This window comes from Pseudomonas allokribbensis (assembly GCF_014863605.1).
GTDB classification, from domain to species: Bacteria; Pseudomonadota; Gammaproteobacteria; order Pseudomonadales; family Pseudomonadaceae; genus Aquipseudomonas; species Aquipseudomonas allokribbensis.
Genome location: NZ_CP062252.1, coordinates 2736373 through 2752149 on the forward strand (window position 1 = coordinate 2736373; position 15777 = coordinate 2752149).

15 protein-coding genes are annotated in these 15777 nt (G+C 60.1%); 12 read left to right on the forward strand and 3 right to left on the reverse strand.

Annotated elements, in window-relative coordinates; translation table 11 throughout:
• Position 1 precedes the first annotated feature (1 nt).
• Positions 2-1222 carry an MFS transporter gene (locus IF199_RS12395; RefSeq protein WP_102622414.1) on the reverse strand — a complete coding sequence of 407 codons (1221 nt, stop codon included), beginning with the start codon at positions 1220-1222 and terminating at the stop codon, positions 2-4.
• Between the two features lie 123 nt (positions 1223-1345).
• Positions 1346-3313 carry an alkyl/aryl-sulfatase gene (locus IF199_RS12400; RefSeq protein WP_192560556.1) on the reverse strand — a complete coding sequence of 656 codons (1968 nt, stop codon included), beginning with the start codon at positions 3311-3313 and terminating at the stop codon, positions 1346-1348.
• A 103-nt stretch (positions 3314-3416) separates the two neighbouring features.
• Between IF199_RS12400 and IF199_RS12405 the strand changes: the two genes are divergently transcribed.
• Together IF199_RS12405 and IF199_RS12410 are read left to right on the forward strand one after the other, a co-directional pair.
• Positions 3417-4328, forward strand: a complete 912-nt coding sequence (locus IF199_RS12405) for a LysR family transcriptional regulator (protein WP_192560557.1) — start codon at positions 3417-3419, stop codon at positions 4326-4328.
• A gap of 104 nt (positions 4329-4432) precedes the next feature.
• Positions 4433-6631: an OsmC domain/YcaO domain-containing protein gene (locus IF199_RS12410; RefSeq protein ID WP_192560558.1), complete on the forward strand. Its 2199-nt coding sequence runs from the start codon at positions 4433-4435 to the stop codon at positions 6629-6631.
• Between the two features lie 67 nt (positions 6632-6698).
• Here IF199_RS12410 and IF199_RS12415 read toward each other — a convergent pair whose 3' ends face one another.
• Positions 6699-7712, reverse strand: coding sequence for an AraC family transcriptional regulator (locus tag IF199_RS12415; RefSeq protein WP_192560559.1), 1014 nt, complete (start codon positions 7710-7712; stop codon positions 6699-6701).
• A 128-nt stretch (positions 7713-7840) separates the two neighbouring features.
• Here IF199_RS12415 and IF199_RS12420 point away from each other — a divergent pair, with 128 nt between their 5' ends.
• The 10 genes from IF199_RS12420 to IF199_RS12465 all read left to right on the forward strand — a co-directional run bounded on the left by IF199_RS12420 (position 7841) and on the right by IF199_RS12465 (position 15757).
• Complete coding sequence (locus IF199_RS12420) at positions 7841-8749, forward strand: alpha/beta hydrolase (protein WP_192560560.1); 909 nt, start codon at positions 7841-7843, stop codon at positions 8747-8749.
• A gap of 30 nt (positions 8750-8779) precedes the next feature.
• Positions 8780-9664, forward strand: coding sequence for an SDR family NAD(P)-dependent oxidoreductase (locus IF199_RS12425; protein ID WP_192560561.1), 885 nt, complete (start codon positions 8780-8782; stop codon positions 9662-9664).
• Positions 9661-10506, forward strand: coding sequence for an SDR family NAD(P)-dependent oxidoreductase (locus IF199_RS12430; protein ID WP_192560562.1), 846 nt, complete (start codon positions 9661-9663; stop codon positions 10504-10506). The genes IF199_RS12425 and IF199_RS12430 overlap by 4 nt, the downstream gene beginning before the upstream one ends.
• A gap of 36 nt (positions 10507-10542) precedes the next feature.
• Positions 10543-10998: a VOC family protein gene (locus tag IF199_RS12435; RefSeq protein WP_192560563.1), complete on the forward strand. Its 456-nt coding sequence runs from the start codon at positions 10543-10545 to the stop codon at positions 10996-10998.
• A gap of 164 nt (positions 10999-11162) precedes the next feature.
• On the forward strand, positions 11163-11723 hold the full coding sequence (locus IF199_RS12440; protein ID WP_192560564.1) for a fasciclin domain-containing protein: 561 nt from the start codon (positions 11163-11165) through the stop codon (positions 11721-11723).
• 122 nt (positions 11724-11845) lie between these two features.
• On the forward strand, positions 11846-12352 hold the full coding sequence (gene msrA, locus IF199_RS12445; RefSeq protein ID WP_192560565.1) for a peptide-methionine (S)-S-oxide reductase MsrA: 507 nt from the start codon (positions 11846-11848) through the stop codon (positions 12350-12352).
• A gap of 157 nt (positions 12353-12509) precedes the next feature.
• Positions 12510-13028, forward strand: a complete 519-nt coding sequence (locus tag IF199_RS12450; protein WP_192560566.1) for a MarR family winged helix-turn-helix transcriptional regulator — start codon at positions 12510-12512, stop codon at positions 13026-13028.
• Positions 13028-14230 carry an FAD-dependent monooxygenase gene (locus IF199_RS12455; protein ID WP_192560567.1) on the forward strand — a complete coding sequence of 401 codons (1203 nt, stop codon included), beginning with the start codon at positions 13028-13030 and terminating at the stop codon, positions 14228-14230. Before IF199_RS12450 ends, IF199_RS12455 begins: the two co-directional genes overlap by 1 nt.
• 164 nt (positions 14231-14394) lie before the next feature.
• Positions 14395-14994 (forward strand): hypothetical protein, encoded by a 600-nt coding sequence (locus IF199_RS12460; protein WP_192560568.1) that lies wholly within the window; start codon positions 14395-14397, stop codon positions 14992-14994.
• Between the two features lie 121 nt (positions 14995-15115).
• Positions 15116-15757, forward strand: coding sequence for a LysE family translocator (locus IF199_RS12465; protein WP_192560569.1), 642 nt, complete (start codon positions 15116-15118; stop codon positions 15755-15757).
• Positions 15758-15777 lie beyond the last annotated feature (20 nt).

The window sequence follows — 15777 nt, forward strand, 5'->3', positions numbered from 1 at the left end:
CTCAGCGTTGCAGGGTCTCGGCAATCGGCGACTTGCTCAGACCGAAACTGAGCATCACGGCCAGCCCGAGCAGACCGACCCCGGCGCCCAGCCACAGCGGTGAAGCGATGCCGGCATGGTCGACCATCAAGCCACCGAACAACGAACCCGAGGCGATCGCTACTTGAAATGTGGTGACCAGCATCGCCGAACTCGCTTCCGGCAGTGTCGGCGACGTCAGTTGCATCCAGCTGCTGACACCCAGCGGAATCGCCCCGTATGCCACGCCCCACAGCAACACCGCCAGCGTCACGCCCAGCCCCTGCAAGTGCGGCAAGGCCAACTGCACGATCACCATCAGCAACACCACCGCGCCCAGGGAAGCACGCAAGTGCGAAGTAATGGTGCCGGCCATGGCAAAGTTCGCCAGCATGCCGACCAGACCGAAGCCCAGCAGGATCGCAGTAATCGCACTCGGCGAGAAACCGGCTTCATGGCCAAGGAACGGCGCGATGTAGGTGTACGCCGCGAAATGCGCCGCCACCACCGTGCCCAGCAACAGCATGCTGCGACGTGCATTGCCGCGCGACACATAAGCCAGCAGCGCGCGTACTTTCAGGCCCTCGCTGGAAGGCAGCGAAGGCAAGGTCAGGGCTTGGGCTGCGAGCGCGAGCAGTGCAAGCCCCGCCGTCAGCGCGAGCGACATGCGCCATGAAAACAGGCTGCTGATGAACGTCCCGAATGGCACGCCGAACACCGTCGCCAGGGTGATTCCGGCGAAGATCAGCGCCGTGGCCTTCGCCGCGTTAGAGGTGTTGACCAGTCGCCCGGCCACCGCAATCGCCACAGCCCAGAAGCCGCCCAGTGCTATGCCGACAAGTCCACGTCCGACCAGCATGATCGCCAGTGACGGTGCCAGCGCCGAGATCAGGTTGGCGGCCACCAGCAACAGGGTCAGCAGCAACAACAGATGCCGTCGGTTCATGCGTCCCGCGCCCAGCATGATTGCGGGCGCCGATACCGCCGCGACCATCCCCGGCACGGTGACCATCAATCCCGCGACACCCACAGTGACGTTCAAACTGTCGGCAATCTGCGGCAGGATGCCGACCGGCAGGTATTCCGTGGTGACAAATGCAAAGGCGCCGAGGGCCACGGAGTACACCGAGAGCCAGTCGCGCCAGGAGGAGGGGACCTCTTGTGTGGCCGTCGCCGTGGTGGGTAATGCCTGTAGATCGTGCATGGGAGAGCTCCACAATAATGAGTGGAGCCATGCTAGGCAGCGCGTGCCTGCGGAAAAACGGGGCACAGTTCCAATCACTGCGGAGCGATTGCTCCACAATCGAATGGCGCTGGCCCCGGTCGATCAATTGCGATCCTGAGCGACGATTGCAAAGTTGCCCGGCGCTTTTTCCAGCAACCCCAGGAATCTCACCAGATCGACCGTGCTGCCATCGACCTTCAGGTCTTGCGAAGTGAGCGCGTCCTTGATTCCCGCAGTACCACCCAGCAGTTGCACGAACAGGTCTTTGGTGACGGTCAGCGTTGCGTTGGCATTCGCTGCCGACGGGCCTTTTCGGTAGTGCAGCACGGCGTTCTCGATCCACAGCACGAAGGATTCGCGGGTATCGGTCAGCAGCAGATTGAAGGTCCAGTTCTTGCCGTCGGCCGCCGGCCCGTCGAGGCTCGCGGCCATGGCTTCGAGGAAGCGCTCGGTGGGTGTCTGCTTCATCAGTTCTATCAAGTCCGAACGTCTGACGCCTTTGGTGGGCGGGCCGTTGCGCAGTTCCTGAGCGGCGGTCAGGTAGCTGTTGCGCCAGGTCGCGGACTCCGATTGGTAGCCCAGCTGTTCATAGGTCTGGGCCAGCAGTTCCTTGGCGGTCTTGTCGTCGGGTGCGTCGAGAACGGCCTGATCCAACAGTTCGGCCACCCAGCGGTATTCGCCTTTGTCATAGGCCACGCGTGCGGCTTCGACCACTTTGGCGTGGCCGCCCATCAATTCGACATAGCGTTTGGCGGATTCCTTGGGCACCAGCGGATTCAAGTGCGCCGGGTTGCCGTCGTAGGCGCCCAGGTACATCTGGTAGATCGCTTTGACGTTGTGTCGCACATCGCCGTAATAACCACGGGTGCCGAAGTACGACGCCAGTGAGTCGGGCAATTGGATTTTGTCGGCGATCTCGTTGGGCGTGTAGCCAGCGTTCATCAGCCGCACGGTCTGATCGTGCATGTATTTATAGACGTCGCGGTGCTTGGTGATGAACTCGCGGATCCGCTCATTGCCCCAGATCGGCCAGTTGTGTTGGCCGAAATAGACTTCTGTGTCGCCGAGTTCGTCGAGGGCGATCTGCGTGTAGTCGGACCAGCGCAGCGCATCGCGAACCTTGGCCCCGCGAATCGGCAGCAGGTTGTGCATCGTCTGCGCCAGCAATTCCGCACCGCCGTAGGCCTTGCGTTCGGGGATCGAGAAGGTCAGCTCGGCCGGGGCTTCCGCGCCCGGCATGTTGTGAAAGACGAAGCTGACGCCGTCGAGTACGAGTTCCTGCATCGGCTGATCGATGATCTGCGTCGGCGCAAGAATGCCGACGCTGCCGTAGGCCACGTTTTTGCCCAACCCGGTGTCGACCATGCCGGTCGCGCCCGGCGCCAGGTTCTTGCCGAACTGATACATCGAACGGCGCGCCATCGCCGGACCGGCCAGGACGTTTTCGCTGGTCGCTTCCTCCATGAACCCGGCGGGTGCCACTACCGGGATGTTGCGCTGGGCGACTTCGGCGACCGAAGTGATGCCCAGCACGCCGCCGAAATGGTCAACGTGGTCGTGGGTGAAAATGATCGCGGTCACGGGCTTGTCGCCCAGTTGTGCGCGGGCGAATGCCAGGGCTGCGGCGGCGGTTTCCTTCGAGGTCAGCGGGTCGACCACGATCCACCCGGTTTGCCCTTCGATCAACGTCATGTTGGCGATGTCGAAACCGCGCAACTGGTAGATGCCGTCGGTGACTTTGAACAATCCGATCTGGGCGTTGAGCATCGCGTGGCGCCACAGGCTCGGGTTGACCGTGGCGGGGGCCTTGCCTTCGACGAATCTGAACGCATCGAAATCGATCAGCACGGTGCCGTCGGAACCGAGGATCTGCCCGGTCGGCCGGGCGATGAAGCCGCGTTGGGCATCTTCCATGTCCCGGGTGTCATTGAGGTCCAGGCCCTTGACCGAGGCTTCGATCACCGCTGCGGTCGCTGGTGTTGCTTCGCCATTGGCAACGCTCGGTGGTTTGTCACAACCGGCGAGGGACACCAGCGCCAGGGCGATGAGGGTGTGGCAGGTCGATCTCATTCTTGTTGTTCTCCGATGATCAATCAGCAGAGAGTAGGGAGAGGAGGGTGATGTATCCAATGCATTGTTTACATCCAGCCAATGCGTGGATAGCATCGGCGACATGGACCTCAAACGACTGACACATCTTCTGGCGCTGGCCGATGAACGCCATTTCGGCCGCGCCGCCGAACGCGTGCACCTCAGCCAACCGGCCCTGAGCCGCAGCATTCAAGCGCTGGAGAGCGAAACCGGCCAGCGCCTGTTCGACCGGGACAGTGGCGACGTGCGCCCGACGCCGGCGGGAGAATTTCTGATCGAGCGGGCGCGACGGCTGTTGTTCGATGCACGCTCGCTGGAACGTGATCTGGCGCTTTACGGTGATGGCCGGCTCGGCAACCTTGCGTTCGGCGTCGGGCCGTTTCCGGCGGCGATGTTGATGCATCAGGTGGTGCCTCGGTTGCGTCGGGAGTATCCGGAAGTCACCCTGCGGGTAGAGATCAACAACTGGCAGATTCTTGAGGCCCGTTTGCGGGATGAAGCGATCGAGTTTTTCGTCGCGGACATTCGCAATTTCTCGGCCGACACCGATCTGCTGATCCGTTCGCTGGGCCAGGCTTCGGCGGGGTTCTTTGTCCGGCCGCAACACCCGCTGGCCGGGCGCGCGGTGACGATGAGAGACCTGGAAAAGTACGGCATCGCAACGACGCGCCTGCCGGCCGTGGTGAAGGAAGAGACTGCGCATACCCTGGGCATTTCCACTCGCCAGGCCTTGCCGCTTGCGCTTGAGTGCGACGATGTGGCGTTGCTCAGAACGGTGGCCTGTTCGACCGATACCATCCTCGGCGTGATCCACGGCGCAGTGGCTGAAGACCTGCGCATCGGTAACCTGATCGAACTGCAGGTTGTGGACAGACCCGGGCTGCATTCCGAAATCGGCGTCGTCAGCCTGCCCAACAGAAGCCTGTCACCGACCGCCCGCTGTGTGATCGACGCCATCGTCGACGAGATGGCGCAACGCAATATCTCGACCTGAGCGGGGCTCCGGTCGGCGGCCAAAACGCCAAAGCACAAGACTTCCCGCTCAAAAACCGGATAATGGCGGCCATTCTGTTCAGCTCGCTATTCTGGTAGTCCCCCATGGAAATCAAGGTCAACTTTCTCGACAACCTTCGACTTGAAGCCAAGTTCGACGACTTCACGGTGGTGGCCGACCAACCGATCCGCTACAAGGGTGACGGCTCGGCACCGGGTCCGTTCGACTACTTCCTGGCCTCGTCGGCGTTGTGTGCGGCGTACTTCGTGAAGCTGTATTGCGAAACCCGCAATATCCCGACCGATAACATCCGCCTGTCGCAGAACAACATCGTTGACCCGGAGAACCGCTACAACCAGATCTTCAAGATTCAGGTCGAGTTGCCGGCAGACATCTCCGACAAGGACCGCCAGGGCATCCTGCGCTCCATCGACCGCTGCACGGTCAAGAAAGTGGTGCAGGCCGGCCCTGAGTTCGTGATCGAGGAAGTGGAAAACCTCGACGCCGACGCCCAGGCACTGCTGATGCCGGGCGCGAACTCCAGCGCGAGCACCTACATTCCGGGCAAGGACCTGCCGCTGGAACAGACCATCGCCAACATGTCGGGCATCCTCGCCGACCTCGGCATGAAGATCGAAATCGCCTCGTGGCGCAACATCGTGCCCAACGTGTGGTCGCTGCACATCCGCGACGCGCACTCGCCGATGTGCTTCACCAACGGCAAGGGCTCGACCAAAGAGGGGGCGCTGGCGTCGGCACTGGGCGAGTTCATCGAGCGCCTGAACTGCAACTTCTTCTACAACGATCAGTTCTGGGGTCTGGACCTCGCCAATGCGCCGTTCGTGCATTACCCGGACGAGCGCTGGTTCAAGCCGGGCAGCAATGACGAGCTGCCGACCGAGATCCTCGATCCGTACTGCCTGAAGATCTACAACCGCGACGGCGAGCTGCGTGGCTCGCACCTGATCGACACCAACTCCGGCAATGAAGAGCGCGGCATCGTTTCCCTGCCGTTCGTTCGTCAGTCGGACGGCGAGGTGGTGTACTTCCCGTCGAACCTGATCGAAAACCTGTACCTGAGCAACGGCATGAGCGCCGGCAACACCCTGGCCGAAGCCCAGGTGCAGTGCCTGTCGGAAATCTTCGAACGCGCGGTGAAGCGCGAAATCATCGAAGGTGAATTTGCATTGCCGGACGTGCCGCAGGAAGTGCTGGCGAAGTACCCGGCGATCATGGCCGGTATTCAAGGCCTGGAAGCACAAGGCTTCCCGGTGCTGGTGAAGGATGCGTCGTTGGGCGGCGAGTTCCCGGTGATGTGCGTCACCCTGATGAACCCGCGTACCGGCGGCGTGTTCGCCTCGTTCGGCGCGCACCCGAGCTTCGAAGTGGCGCTGGAGCGCAGCTTGACCGAACTGCTGCAGGGCCGCAGCTTCGAAGGCCTGAACGATCTGCCGCAGCCGACCTTCGAAGGTCAGGCGGTCACCGAACCGAACAACTTCGTCGAGCACTTCATCGATTCCAGTGGAGTGGTGTCGTGGCGCTTCTTCAGCGCCCAGGCGGAATACGAGTTTGTAGAGTGGGACTTCACCGGCCAAGGTGAAAACTCCAACGTCGAAGAGGCCGAAACCCTGTTCGGCATTCTCAAGGGCATGGGCAAGGAATCGTACATGGCGGTCTACGAGCACATCGGCGCAACCGCCTGCCGCATCCTGGTGCCGGACTACTCGGAAATCTACCCGGTGGACGACCTGATCTGGGACAACACCAACAAGGCGCTGTTCTTCCGCGAAGACATCCTCAATCTGCATCGCTTGAACGAAGAAGAACTCCAGTCGCTGGTCGAGCGTCTGGTCGAAAGCGAGCTGGATGACTACACCGACATCACCACGCTGATCGGCATCGAGTTCGACGACAACACCGTGTGGGGTCAACTGACAATCCTGGAACTGAAACTGCTGATCTGGCTCGCCCTGGGACAAATCGAGGAGGCTAAGGAAGCGGTAGAGATGTTCCTCCAGTACAACGACAACACCGTCGAGCGGGGTCTGTTCTATCAGGCGGTCAACGGGGTGCTGGAAATGCAGCTGGACGAAGACCTGGAGCTGGCCGACTACGAAGCCAACTTCCGCCGCATGTTCGGCAACGAACGGATGGACGCCGCGATCGGCTCGGTGGACGGCAGCGTACGCTTCTACGGCTTGACGCCGACCAGCATGAAGCTGGAAGGCCTCGACCGTCACCTGCGACTGATCGACAGCTACAAGAAACTGCACGCGGCCCGGGCCAGCGTGAAGACTTCGTAACGCTGACGGCAGCGACAAAAAAAAGCACCTTCGGGTGCTTTTTTGTTGTCTGGCGATTGGTCGGTTTTCAATTCGAGTGACGGGTCTCGCGGTCCAGCTGTGGTGCCTTGCCTGTCCATTCGCGGTATGCCCGGGTGAAGGCGCTGTGTTCGGAGTACCCGAGCAACAGAGCGATTTCCGAAATCTGCAGCCGTGGATCCTGCAGATAGGATCGCGCCAGCTCATGGCGGACGACGTTGAGCTCCCGACGAAAGCTTGTCCCGGCACTTTCGAGTCGCCGCTGAAGGGTGCGCGGTGAGCAGCAGAGCGTCGCGCTCAGGCGCTTGATGTCAGGTTCACCCTGCTGCAACAGTAGGGCGATTTCCTTTCTCACTCGCTCGATGATTTCCTGTTCCTGCGGTAGCTTTGCGAGCAGCTCTTCCGCATGGCGCTCCAGCACCGCGACGAGCGCGGGGTCCGGGCTTTTCAGAGGCATCGACAGCATTTCGGTCCCGAAGCGCAGCAGCGGCTCCGGCTGGTTGAAAAGCACCGGACAACCGAAGTAGTCCTCGTAAGGCTTCACGTCACGGGGTGCTGCGTGTACGAAATGCACGGTATTCAAGGGAATCGAGCCCCGAATCAGGCCGCGGCAGAACTGTGTCATCACGGTGAAACCAGTCTCGTCCATCAGGTGCCGGGTCTGATACTCGTGAATGTCCCAGGTCAGTTCGGTCCAGCAGGGGCCGATGCGGATCGTCATCGGTATGACGTCGAAGATCAGGCGTTGGTAGCGCTCGAATCGTTGCAGCGCGGCACCGAAGTTGTCACAGGCCAGGAGTACGGAGCCGAGGACGCCAAGGTGTCGGGCCGAGATGGTCTGGCCGACATGCAGCCCGATCAGCGGGTCATCCAGATGCTGTTCAGCGGTTTCCAGCAGTGCCTCCCAGTGTTCGATGGCAACCCCGCCGAGACCATGACGGGCGGGCGTCGGCCAGGGCTCTCCCAGCACCGTTTCAGGCGCATGACCGCGCGACTCCAGATACTCGAAGAGCAACTGAACGTATGTTTCCGGGATGACCCGTCGGTGGAGTGGCTTGCCCAATCGATGTCTCTCGCAGAACCATTGGATTGGCGCAAAGTGTCAAGCGACTCGTCATTACCCGTCAAGCGTCGCGGAGGGCCAAAGGTGATCATTCGATCACTGCTCCAGCGCCAACGAACGAGGTATTGATGAACGCCCGAATCACCGCCCCTGAATTCACCGTACTTCGTTTCGGATCAGGCGATACCGATTGCAGTGCCAGTTTTTATCACCCTGGGCGCGCGATCGCTTGTCCCGTCATCGTCATGGCCCATGGTCTGGGCGGAACGCGGTCCATGCGTTTGCCAGCGTTCGCGGAGCGCTTCGTCGCGGCGGGTTATGCCTGCCTGCTGTTTGATTACCGCTACTTCGGTGAGAGCGGTGGCGAACCCCGACAGTTGCTCGACATTCGCAGCCAGCTCGATGACTGGAAAGCGGCAATCGCTTATGCACGCACTCGTCCAGGTGTGGACCCAGGCAAAGTGATCCTTTGGGGAACCTCGTTCAGTGGCGGTCATGTGCTCTGGACTGCTGCCGAAGAGTCACGCATCGCGGCGGTGGTTTCTCAGTGCCCGTTTACGGATGGTTTGTCCTCCAGTCTGGCGATGAGTCCGATCAACGCAGTGAAAGTCACTGCGCTGGCGCTCAGGGACCGAATCGGTTCATGGTTCGGAGCCACTCCTCTGATGGTGACAACCGCAGGCAGACCTGCCGAGACCGCTTTAATGAACACGCACGATGCGTACTCGGGGTTCACCGGTCTCTCTCCCGCAGGAAGCGATATCAAGAACTACGTCACCGCGCGCATTGCCCTCGACATCATTCGGTATTCCCCCGGACGGCGGACTGCAGAGATTTGCTGCCCGGTGCTGTTCTGCGTCTGCGACCCCGACACGGTCGCGCCTGCCAAAGCGACGCTGCGCCATGCGAACAGGGCTGTGATCAAGAAGATCAAACGCTACCCCTACGGTCACTTCGACATTTATCTGGGTGATGCCTTCGAGCATGTCGTACGTGATCAACTCGACTTCCTGTGCCGCACTGTTCCGGCCTGGTGATTTCTCTAAAACAACAAGAAAGGCAAGAGCATGAAGTACGACCTCGATCAGAAAGTGGTGCTGATTACCGGAGCAGCCGGTGGCATCGGCTCTGCGACCGCACGCGAGTTGTATGCACATGGTGCGTGTCTGGTGCTGACCGATATGCAGCAAGAGGCGGTGGATCGTCTGGCGCAAGAGTTTGATGCCAAACGCGTATTGCCGCTGGCGCTCGACGTCACCGATGCCGAGGCGACGAAAGCCGTGGTGCGCAAGACCGTCGAGCGGTTTGGGCATCTCGACGTGGCATTTGCCAACGCCGGTATTTCCTGGCGTGGCGCACCGGCAACCCTGAGCACTTGCGATGAGGACGAGTTTGAACGCATCTGCGAAGTGGACTTGTTTGGTGTGTGGCGCACGATGCGCGCCGCGCTTCCCGAGGTGATCCGAAACAAGGGACAGATTCTGGTCACCTCTTCGATCTACGCCTTCCTCAATGGAATGGCGAACGGTCCCTATGCCGCTTCCAAGGCTGCGGTGGAGTCCCTGGCGCATACACTGCGCGCCGAATTGGGTGGGACGGGGGCAACCGCCAGCGTGGTCTATCCCGGTTGGACGGCAACCGCCATCGCACAGATCGCTTTCGGCGGCCATGACCTGGCTACCAGAATGAACGAAGTGGCACTGCCGCGATTCCTGCGACTTCCCATTCAGCCCGAGCAGGTCGCACAGGCGATAGTAAAGGGCATTCAGTCACGCCGTTCGCGAATCATCGCGCCGGGCCGCTGGGCGCCGATTTTGCTGTTGCGTGGCGTGTTCAACGCGTTGTCAGAGGGCTATCTGGCACGACATCGGCCACTGCAAGGTCTTCTGTCTCAACTGGAATCGCGGTCGCGAGAAAAGGTGGGTGCGGATCAATCAGGTACACCGCAATGAAAAACTATGCACTCAAAGACCGCGTCGTGGCGATCACTGGCGGCACGGGCGGGCTGGGGATGGCGGTGGCCAAGGCACTGCGCGCCAGAGGTGCCCTGATTGCGCTGCTTGATCTTGATGGTGCAGTGGCGGGGGAGAAGGCACGAGTGTTGGGTGGCAACGATGTCGCGGCTGGCTGGCAGGCCGATGTCTGCTCGCTGGGTAGCGTCGAAACAGCGATGGCCTCGGTCGCTCGCCACTTCGGGGGGATCGACGTGGTGATTGCCGGCGCAGGCATCGGCATCGTCGACTCCATGGCGAGCATTGATCCTCGACTGTTCGAGCGTCACATCGACATCAATCTCAACGGCGTTTTCCGCACGTTCCGGGCGGCACTGCCGTACGTGCAGGCCCGAAAGGGTTACATGATGGCCATCTCGTCAATGGCGGCATTTGTCCACGGCCCGCTCAACGGTCACTATGCCGCGAGCAAGGCGGGCGTCTGGGCGCTGTGCGACAGCGTTCGCCTGGAGGTCCGCCACCTCGGGGTCGGTGTCGGCAGCGTGCATCCGACATTCTTCAAGACGCCGATGATGGATGCGGTACAGGCAGATCCGATCGGGAACAAGGTCTGGGGTGGCAACGAGAAGGGGCTCTGGAAAATGATCGAACTCGACGAGGTCGTCACCCATATCGTCGAGGGAATCGAGCGTCGTCGCGACATGGTGATTGTCCCGAAGCGTAATAGCCTCGTAGCGTGGATGCCGGGCATACTCCGACGCGTGGTCGAAGCTGTGGGCTTCAAGCAGACGGATATTGTCGAGAGTATCCGGCTTGCCCGGGAGGGCAAGCGTGATGATTAGGTGCGCCTAGTGTCTTTGGCGAAAAGGAGCGATGCAATGGATCTGAAATTCAGCCACGTCGATGTGCTGGTCAACAACCTTGAAGAAGCCTGCGCCTACTATGCGCAGATCCTGAAAGCCAGAATCTCCCGGACCCTCGTCTGGGAGCGGGGTGGCCTGCATGTTCGCTACGCAGTAGCGCTGATCGGTCAGGAGCGTTTCATGCTGGTCCAGCCGTTGGCGGGCAACCTAAAGGAGCTGCTGGATTCATCGGGGGAGGGGATGATCTATCGTCACTGCTATTCGACTCCGGACATCGAGAAGGCCTACGACGAACTGGTGATCGCCGGCGTGCAGCCCGAAGACGAAAACGGACAGCCACTGGAACGCACCAACCTGCAATCACCGTCCGGGACACGCATCATCTGGCTGCCCAAGCGCTTCGGGCATTTCTCTATCGAGATTCTCGAAGAGCAGGCGCTGGAGGCGTTCATCACATCTGTATTTGCCTGAGTTTTTAAATGGGGACAGATTTATTTTTAAAATAGATCTGTCCCCTTTTGCATTTGCGATGTCTTCGTCTGAAAAATACATGCGTTGTGATGCATCCGATTGCGCGTCTGCTCCGTAAATTCAGCACCCTCATTCGAAGGGTCGAAGAATTCAGGAGACACACCATGCACTCGCTCATCAAACGCATTGCCATCGCCTGCTTCACATTGCTCTGCCTTGGCACGGGATCGAGTTTTGCTGCCGATACCGTGATGGTCGGCGGTGCAGCCATGTACCCGAACAAGACCATCGTTGAAAACGCCGTCAACTCGAAGGATCACACCACGCTCGTTGCTGCGGTCAAGGCGGCCGGGCTGGTCGACACCCTCAACAGCAAGGGGCCGTTCACGGTCTTCGCGCCTACCAATGAAGCCTTCGCCAAATTGCCCGCCGGCACCGTCGATACGCTCGTCAAGCCGGAGCACAAGGCCGACCTGACCACGATCCTCACCTATCACGTCGTTGCCGGCACTCACACGGCAAAACAGCTGATGGATGACGCCAAGATGCACGGCGACAAGGTCATGCTCAAAACTGTTCAGGGCGAATCCCTGACCGTCATGCTGCACGACGGCAAGTTGTGGGTGGTGGACGCCAAAGGCGGGAAGGCTGCGATCACCATTGCGGACGTGATGCAGTCCAATGGCGTGATTCATGTAGTGGATACGGTGTTGATGCCGAAGTAATCCTTTAAAGGGGACAGATTTATTTTTTAAATAAATCTGTCCCCTTTTAGGGGCTTGGAATTGGCCAGCGTGCCCTCATAACAAGGGTTACCTCCAATATCCCCCGAAGGGAAGGACAGACCATGACCAGCCAAACCGAAACTGCCATCCTCGCCGGCGGCTGCTTCTGGGGCATGCAGGATCTGCTGCGGCGCTATCCCGGCGTCCTGCAGACGCACGTCGGTTACACCGGTGGCGATGTGCAGAATGCGACCTACCGCAATCATGGCAACCACGCCGAAGCCATCGAAATCGTCTTCGATCCTGCTGTGATCAGCTATCGGCAGATCCTGGAGTTCTTCTTTCAGATACACGACCCGACCACGCCCAACCGTCAGGGCAATGATCTTGGCCCCAGCTATCGTTCGGCGATCTATTACCTCAACGACCAGCAACGCGACGTCGCCGAAGACACCGCCGCCGATGTCGACGCCTCACGGCTGTGGCCTGGACGAGTGGTGACCGAAATCGAACCGGCCGGGTCGTTCTGGGAGGCGGAGCCGGAGCATCAGGATTACCTGGAGCGTATTCCGAATGGCTACACCTGCCACTTCATCCGCCCGAACTGGAAACTTCCGAAGCGCGGCTGAGGTTCTTTAGCGTCAGTGTGAAAGAGGGGAATCGGTCTGTTTTCTGAAAAATGGACCGGTTCCTTTTTTTTGCCCTTGATTCTGAAAGGTAGCTAAGCAAGTTAGCTATATGTTAGTTTCGCGTCCTCATCACGACCAGTCCGGACCGATCCTGCCCATGACGTCACCTTCATCACCGCCAAATCCGACCGAAGATCCCCGCAGCCTGCAGATCGCCAGTGATGTCGTCGGCCAGCAGTTGCAACAGATCGCCATCCTGACGCGCAAGGCTGCCAGCCATCTGGGCACGGCGCTGGGCATCAATCAGACAGATGTGGCGGCGCTGGAGCACCTGATCACCGACGGACCGCTGCCGCCGACTGAACTGGCGTCGCGCCTTTCAGTGACCACCGCCGGCATCACGCAGGTCATCGATCGACTGGAACGGGCCGGGCATGTGGTCCGCGAGCGGCAGCTCAATGACAAGCGCCGGGTGTTGGTGTGTCCGGTTCCGGAGTCGGTGGCGCAGGCCTATCGGCATATCGCGCCAATGCTCAATGGCCTGAGCGCCGTGCTCGGAGCACTCGACGGCAAGGATCGCGCAGTGGTTGAAGCATTCCTTGGGAACGTGATCGAGGTCTACCGCACCACGTTGCCGGGCAGCCCTGTGGCCACGTCTGAAAACCAGGACGCGTGATGAAACCAAAAAAAATACTGGTGACCGGCGCAAGCATTGCCGGGCCTGCGTTGGCGTATTGGCTGTCCCGGCAGGGCATGGACGTTACGGTGGTCGAGAGGGCGCCTGCGTTTCGCGATGGGGGGCAAACGATCGACGTGCGGGGCGCCGGGCGTGTGGTGATTCAGCGCATGGGCCTGGAAGATTTGATTCGGGCGAACACCACTCAGGAACAGGGCATCGCCTTCGTTGACCAGGACAACCGGACCCGGGCGTTTCTGGGTGTCGATGCGTTCGACGGGGAGGGGCCGATTGCCGAACTGGAGATCCTGCGGGGCGAGCTCGCCAGGCTATTGATCCAGCACAGCCAGGATCAAGTGACCTATCGATTCGGCGACAGCGTTGCAGCGATGGAAGACGATGGTGAGCAGGTTCATGTGCGTTTCGAGCAGGGTGCCGAGCAGGTTTACGATCTGGTGATCGTAGCTGAAGGGATCGGTTCGACGACGCGTAATCAGGTGTTTGGCAACGAAGTCCAGCGCCGTCCGCTCAATCTGTATACGGCCTATTTCACTGTTCCTCGACAGCCGAGCGATGGCCAGGTCATGCGCTGGCACAACATTCCAGGTGGTCGCTGTGTCTGTTTGCGGCCTGACAATCTGGGCACCACCCGCGCGTTTCTGTCTTTTCAGCAGGCGCCGTGTGGATACGAAAAACTCGCGCAGGACGAACAGAAATCCTTGCTCAGGCAAATATTCGCCGACGCCGGTTGGGAGACACCCCGCGTGCTGGCTGCACTGGAAGATGCCACCGACCTTTATCTGGACGCGGTGGGGCAGGTCAAAATGCCTCGTTGGTCCAAGGGGCGCATCGCGCTGGTCGGGGACGCGGCTTATTGCGCATCGCCCATCAGTGGCATGGGCACCAGCTTGGGTCTGTGCGGCGCCTACGTGCTGGCCGGTGAACTGGGGCGCCATGCCGACCACATCCAGGCGTTCTCGGCCTATGAAAAACGGATGCGGCCCTTTGTCGCCCAGGCGCAAAGCGTGCCCGGATTCGCCCCCAGACTGGCCTCACCGCATTCGCGCCTTGGCATCGCCCTTGGTCACGCGGTGTTGAGGCTGGCGAGTGCGCCGGGGTTCAAGCGCCTGTTCGGGAATATTCTTTCGCCGAAGGCTGATGCCATTGAATTGCCGGAGTATGACGAGCAGCAGTGGGTGTAGAGCGAGAGCATTCAATGGGGACAGATTTATTATCAAAAAATAAATCTGTCCCCATTTTGTTTAGAATTGCGCCCCCTGCAGTTCTGCAGGTTTGCCATGGAAAGCAGCCGTCCGCACCTGCGCCAGGCAATCGGTTTCTACAAATTGAACAAGGATAAAGGCTCATGGGAATGAGAACGGCAGCATTGGTTTTGTTGCTTGCAACGTCACTGACCGCCTGTGGAGAAAGCAAGGACAAGGCCAGGGAACTGGTCGATATCAGTGGCGCCTTCAAGGAACATTACGATGAGGTGGTGGAAACCGTAATGCGAGATTACTCGCCACGTTACATGGCGGTGATGGACGAAGAAATCCGCGAAGTTGTGGAAGACAAAGTTCCCTTCGACGAGATTAGAAACCTGCGGATCGATACCTTGGCGGCTCACTTGCAGCCGGATGAACTCAATGCGGCGATTCGTGCCCACGATAACCCCGCGCAGAGCAAAGACATTTTGAACAACACGCCTGAGGGACGCAGCTTTCTGGACAAGATTTTCGACGCTGAAGACTCCGTCGAGAATACCTTCCAGGCCCTATTGAAGGAGCGTGAACCCGCCATCCTTAAAGCGCTGGATACAATCAATAACAAGAGGCTGGATGGCCAGGCGTCCCTGACGCACGCTCAATCCACCTTCACCGCCGTTGGCGGAGTTCACTGCGTCGAGCGCCGCCGCCATGAAGCATCCTTACTTCATGGCCGCCACCCGATGGCGGCGAGTCGCTGAAACCATAGCTCATGTTTGATCGAGTCAAATGGCGGTAACGGTCATTGCCGCCGGTTCAACCGGTCGATGCGCCACACCGGTTCCTGTACCCTGCAGCCTTTCACTCCCACGAGCATGGAAAATGGACTCTCACTCGATTCTGGCTTTTACCCTGGTGGCCGCAATTGCCATCGCCAGCCCAGGCCCCGCGACGCTGATGGCGATCAACAACAGCCTGGCCCATGGTCAGCGCAGCGCGATCTGGTCGTCGCTCGGCAATGCCAGTGGCCTGTTCTGTCTTTCAGCCGCTGCGATGCTCGGGCTCGGGGCGTTGCTCGCCAGTTCCGAAATGCTGTTCAACGCGGTGAAGATCATCGGCGCCGGTTATCTGTTCTATCTCGGGATCAAGCAACTGTTCAAAAAGGACGCGATGCTTCAGAACAGTCCTCAGGACGATTCGAAGAAAGCCCGGCCCACGCGCCTGAAACTCTACAAGTCGGCATTCCTGACGGCCGTGACCAACCCCAAGGCGACGATGTTTTTCACCGCGCTGTTCCCGCAGTTCATCGACCAGGGCGCGACGCTGCTGCCGCAGTTCCTGATCCTGACGTCGATTTTCATGGCGCTGTCGGTGACGTCCCTGACGCTCTACGCCGCGCTCGCATCCCGGGCCAAAGGCGTGTTGACCCGTCCGGCGTTTTCTCGCTGGGTCAGCCGGGTGGTGGGGTCGACGTTCATCGGCTTTGGCGCCGCGATTCTGACCATGCGCCGGCAGGCTGCCTGAGGAGCAGCGTCCATCGCCAG